This window comes from Intestinimonas sp. (assembly GCF_026169115.1).
Lineage (GTDB): Bacteria > Bacillota > Clostridia > Oscillospirales > Oscillospiraceae > Intestinimonas.
The window spans coordinates 1-4,861 of sequence record NZ_JAPFEA010000009.1 but is presented as its reverse complement, the minus strand read 5'-3'; the positions used below and the strand labels follow the sequence as shown (position 1 = coordinate 4,861).

Genomic DNA, 4,861 nt, shown 5'->3' with positions numbered 1-4,861 from the left:
GAGCACATCCGGCGCGGGTGTTGGTTTGACATATGCCCAGCGGTGAGGTAGAATTTAGGGCGGCGGATAGTCCACGGCGTTACGAGGGGTTGCGGTGATGAAATGCAGGCTTTCGCTGAGGATCTCCGGCCTGCTATTCCTCACCGCCTGCGGCGGCGGGGCGGCGGCCGGTCCCGCGCCGGCGGCGGAGGACGAACCCCTCCGCATCCTGGCCACCACCTACCCGGTCTACCTCTTTACCACCGCCGTCACAGATGGGGTGGAGGGGGTGGAGGTCACCCGGCTCATCAAGGAGGAGATCTCCTGTCTCCACGACTACACCCTCACCGTCAACGATATGAAGGCCATCGAGGCCGCCGACGTTATCGTCATGAACGGCGTGGGCCTGGAGGACTTTATGGAGGACGCCCTGGCGTCCTCCGACGCCCCCGTCATCGACTGCTCCGAAGGGGTGGAGCTCCTGGCCGCCCTGGGCCATGAGGGCCACGACCACGACACGGAGTACGACCCCCATATCTGGATGGACCCGGAGCGGGCGGGCCGGATGATCGAGAACATCGGCGCGGGCCTCTCCCAGGCCGACCCTGACCGGGCCGAGACCTACGCCGCCCAGGCCGCGGAGGCGGCCTTCCAGCTCCAGCACTGGTACAGCGTCAAGCTGGACGTCATTGCCTCCGACCAGCCCGACCTCCAGCTCCCCCACCGGGCGCTCATTACCTTCCATGATGGCTTCCAGTACTTCGCCGACGCCTTCCAGCTGGACCTGCTCAAGGCCATTGAGGAGGAGGAGGGGGCCGAGGCCAGCGCCGCTGAGATCAAGGAGATCGTGGAGCTCATCGGGGAACATGACCTCCCCGTCATCTTCACCGAGAAGAACGGCTCCGACGCCACCGCCCAGGCCATCGCCCGGGAGACCGGCGTGGCCGTGGCGCAGCTGGACATGGTCATGAGCGGCGACGGCACGGGCCTGGAGGCGTACAGCGCCGCCATGGATGAAAACATCAAGACCATCATCAACGCATTGAGCGAAGGGCGGATCAGAGCAGAATGAGCGTACACAAGCACGACGACCTCCCCGCCGGGGGCCACTGCGCACGGGCCTGCTGCCTCCGGGCGGAGGGCCTGGGGGTGACCGCCGGGGACCAGGTCATCCTCCACGACGTGGATTTCCACCTCCACTGCGGTGAGATCACCGCCCTCATCGGCCCCAACGGGGCGGGCAAATCCACCCTCTTCAAGACCGTTTTGGGCCAGCTCCCCCACACGGGGACCATCGACTTCCAGAAGGCCGGCGGCAAGCACACCCGCCCCCTCATCGGCTATGTACCCCAGTCCCCCAGTTTTGACCGGGGGGACCCGGTGAGTGTGCTGGACCTCTTTTCCGCCTCCATCTCGGACTGGCCCGTCTTTCTCCCCACCCCCAGGCGGCTCCGGGCCCGGGTGGCGGAGTGCCTGAGCCGGGTCCACGCCGAGGGCCTCATCGACAAGCGCATCGGCGCCCTTTCCGGCGGCGAGCTCCAGCGGGTGCTGCTGGCCATGGCACTGGAGCCGGTGCCCCACATCCTCATCCTGGACGAGCCCCTCTCCGGCGTGGACATCGAGGGGGAAAAGCAGCTTTTAGACATGCTGGACGAGGTCCGCACCCAGTACGACCTCTCCATTCTGCTCTCCACCCACGACTTTGCCACCCTGGAGGAGTACGCCGACAAGGTCATCCTCCTCCAAGGCACCGTCCTGGAAGCGGGAAAGCCGGCCCAGGTCCTGTCGTCCCAGGCATTTCGGGACGTCTTCCACCTGACGCTGGGAAGGGAGGGACGGTAATGGAGCTGTGGTATGCCATCGTGGACCTGCTCCCCTTCCAGTGGGTGGACCACTATTTTATGAAAAATGCCCTGCTGGCGGTGCTGGTCATCTCGCCCCTCTTCGGGCTCCTCTCCACCATGGTGGTGGAGAGCCGCATGTCCTTCTTCTCCGACGCCCTGGGCCACTCCGCCTTCACCGGCATCGCCATCGGCACCCTGCTCTCCGCCGCCTGGAAGACCTTTGCCGGGGTGGACCCCATGTGGGTGGCCGTCCTCTTCGCCGTGGGCTTTGCCCTCCTCTTCACCTATGTCCGCCGCAGGACCAGCCTGGCCAGCGACACGGTGATCGGCGTCTTTTCCTCCACCGCCGTGGCCCTGGGCATCTTCCTGGCCACCTTCGGCGGCGGCAGCTTCACCAAATATAACGCCCTCCTCATCGGCGACATCCTCAGTGTGGAGCCGGGGAAGATCGGCCTTATGGCCCTCATCCTGGCGGTGGTGGTGGTGCTGTGGGTGTGCGCCTTCAACCAGCTCATGCTCTCCTCCGTCCATCCGGCCCTGGCCGACAGCCGGGGCATCCGGGTCTTCTGGCAGGAGGCGGTCTTCTCCGCCGCCATCGCCGTGGTGGTGACGGTGACCATGACCTGGGTGGGTCTACTGGTCATCAACTCCCTACTGGTCCTCCCCGGCGCCGCCGCCCGGAACGTGGCCCGGAACATGAAGCAGTACCACCTCATCGCGCTGCTCTCGGCGCTGGCCGCCGGCATCGCCGGACTGCTCACATCCTACTATATCGGCTCCTCCGCAGGGGCCTCCATCACCCTCTATCTGGCGCTCTTTTTCGCTGTGACGTTCTGTTTTCGGAAACAAAGGCTGTGATATAAGGAGGTAATTCCATGGCAACGCTGCTCTTTCAGGGACACGCCAGCTGCCGCATCACCACCCGGGCCGGTGCGGTCATCTACATCGACCCCTTTGCCGGGGAGGGCTATGACCTGCCCGCCGACCTGGTCCTCATCACCCACGAGCACGAGGACCACAACGACCTGAGCAAGGTAACGCTCAAGCCCGACGGAGTGGTCATCCGCTCCGCCGACGCCGTGGCGGGCGGGCAGTACCACAACTTCGACGCCGCCGGGGTCCGCATCCAGACCGTTCCCGCCGGCAACCGCAACCACGACCCAAAGGAGTGCGTGGGCTATATCCTCACCATGGACGGCATCACCCTCTACCACGCCGGGGATACCTCCACCATGCCCCACATGAGCGTCCTGGCCCCCCGGAAGCTGGACTGGGTCCTCCTGCCGGTGGACGGCATTTACAACATGGACCCCGCCGAGGCCAGCACCTGCGCCCGGCGCATCTCCGGCAAGCACACCATCCCCATCCACACCGACCCCAGCTATGCCTACAACCGGGTCCAGGCGGACCGGCTTTCCTGCTCCGGCAAGGTGCTCCTGGAGCACGGCCAGAGCATCGAGCTCTGAGCCTGCAAAAGAGCGGGCAGGGCGGCTGACTGCCGGGGGATCGCCGACCAAACATCAGAAAAGGGGAGCCGGACCTGGGGGTCCGGCTCCTCTTTTCTTGAAAAATTGGCCTGCCCCTCGGCTGGGAAAGGGAGGGGCCTTTGCAGACACTTGATTATCCCCTGTCGAACGGGTACAATAGAAGAAAAGCAGATATGAAAGGGAGAAGAAGATATGAAAAAACAAGTTTTGAGCATGGTACTGGCTGGGACCCTGGCTGTCCCGACCAGCGCCGCCGGAGTAGAGTTCACTGATGTCCCCTCCAGCCACTGGGCACATTCCTCTATTTCCGAGATGGCTGACAAGGGTGTCGTGTCCGGCACGGGCAACAACAAATACTCTCCTGATCTAACTGTCAGTTATGCGCAGTTTGCTACTATGATCGCCCGCAGCTTCTACAATGACCAGATCGAGGACGGCGGAGATAAGTGGTACTCTTCCTTCATGGACACTGTTGAGAAGGTTGGTGCTCTGGAGGGTACCAAGGTGTTGGACAATGACTCTTTGGTTGAAACCGGGATCAACCGCTACGAGATGGCCCAGGTCATGTACAACGTGATGTCTCAGAAGGGCGTCACCATTCCCAATAACTTCGATACTTCCAAGATCGGTGACTGGTCCTCTATCCCCGCCAATTACCAGAAGGCCGTGTCAGCTTGCTACAGTCTCGGCACTCTGTCCGGCACTGACAGCAAGGGCACCTTCAGTGGCACCACTATGATGACACGTGCACAAGCTGCCGTGGTAATGGATCGCCTTCTGGAGGTCTGCAATGGCGGCACCCCCACTACTCCTGTTGTTCCCGAGAAGCCTGGTGAGATCCCTGCTGGTGCCACTCACATCACCACCAGAGACCAGCTTACAAGCCAGCAGGGTTTCACCATTTCAAACGGGGTGTTTCACTCTGATGGTACCGGCTCCGCTGGTTCCGTATCTCAAATGAGAGTTGATACAAACGATTATAATACGCTTACATTTACAGTGCAGGCGTTAGATCGCGACGTACAGGTTGCCGTTGGACATAAGGGCAGGAGTCAGGGGTATTTTGAGAGTGGGATAACAGAGAGCTTGGGGGTTGTCAAGTCTGGCACTTCTCAGACCTTTACAATAAACTGTTCAACATATAAATGGCTTGAGATCCAGCCTGGTGACTACCGGAAGATGGTGGAGTATGAGGGGACTACTACTGGAGTAGCAGTATATTTAGTAGAGTGTTACATCTCAGATATCTATCTCTATTAACCGCTCTATAAAAGTAGAGGAGGGCTGACAAGATGCTGCGAATATATTTAGATGTAGTCGATACCAAAATACCTGTTATTCATGACATAGAGAGTGAGTTCACAACAGTTGTTCTGCAGGACACTGAAGAAGTTCGTAAAATCATATCGACACTGGAAAAGGGTGTCTATGTTGATGCGAACAGCTTTGATGACCGTTTTGGTATCAGACTGCCTATTACGGATTTAAGTACTGGCTGCAAGACAGCGCTTCTTGTCCTCTGTGAACCTGGCAAGGTGGTAGATACGTTGG

5 protein-coding genes and 1 pseudogene are annotated in these 4,861 nt (G+C 60.7%); all 6 read left to right on the top strand.

The window, feature by feature from the left end; genetic code table 11:
• Positions 1 to 97: 97 nt before the first annotated feature.
• A complete protein-coding gene (locus tag Q0Y09_RS00870; RefSeq protein WP_297716485.1) occupies positions 98 to 1,051 on the top strand; it encodes a metal ABC transporter substrate-binding protein in 954 nt (317 codons plus the stop codon).
• Entirely contained in the window at positions 1,048 to 1,821 is a 774-nt protein-coding gene (locus Q0Y09_RS00865) for a metal ABC transporter ATP-binding protein (protein ID WP_297716484.1), read from the top strand. The genes Q0Y09_RS00870 and Q0Y09_RS00865 overlap by 4 nt, the downstream gene beginning before the upstream one ends.
• Entirely contained in the window at positions 1,821 to 2,681 is an 861-nt protein-coding gene (locus Q0Y09_RS00860) for a metal ABC transporter permease (RefSeq protein ID WP_297716483.1), read from the top strand. Before Q0Y09_RS00865 ends, Q0Y09_RS00860 begins: the two co-directional genes overlap by 1 nt.
• Before the next feature lie 17 nt (positions 2,682 to 2,698).
• Positions 2,699 to 3,289 carry an MBL fold metallo-hydrolase gene (locus Q0Y09_RS00855; protein WP_297716482.1) on the top strand — a complete coding sequence of 197 codons (591 nt, stop codon included), beginning with the start codon at positions 2,699 to 2,701 and terminating at the stop codon, positions 3,287 to 3,289.
• A 213-nt stretch (positions 3,290 to 3,502) separates the two neighbouring features.
• Positions 3,503 to 4,570, top strand: coding sequence for an S-layer homology domain-containing protein (locus tag Q0Y09_RS00850; RefSeq protein ID WP_297716481.1), 1,068 nt, complete (start codon positions 3,503 to 3,505; stop codon positions 4,568 to 4,570).
• Between the two features lie 32 nt (positions 4,571 to 4,602).
• Positions 4,603 to 4,861, top strand: a pseudogene (locus Q0Y09_RS00845) (hypothetical protein); the annotation flags it as partial.

Coding starts and splice junctions, on each gene's coding strand:
- Q0Y09_RS00870 (WP_297716485.1), top strand. CDS start 98: ATGAAATGCAGGCTTTCGCTGAGGATCTCCGGCCTGCTATTCCTCACC.
- Q0Y09_RS00865 (WP_297716484.1), top strand. CDS start 1,048: ATGAGCGTACACAAGCACGACGACCTCCCCGCCGGGGGCCACTGCGCA.
- Q0Y09_RS00860 (WP_297716483.1), top strand. CDS start 1,821: ATGGAGCTGTGGTATGCCATCGTGGACCTGCTCCCCTTCCAGTGGGTG.
- Q0Y09_RS00855 (WP_297716482.1), top strand. CDS start 2,699: ATGGCAACGCTGCTCTTTCAGGGACACGCCAGCTGCCGCATCACCACC.
- Q0Y09_RS00850 (WP_297716481.1), top strand. CDS start 3,503: ATGAAAAAACAAGTTTTGAGCATGGTACTGGCTGGGACCCTGGCTGTC.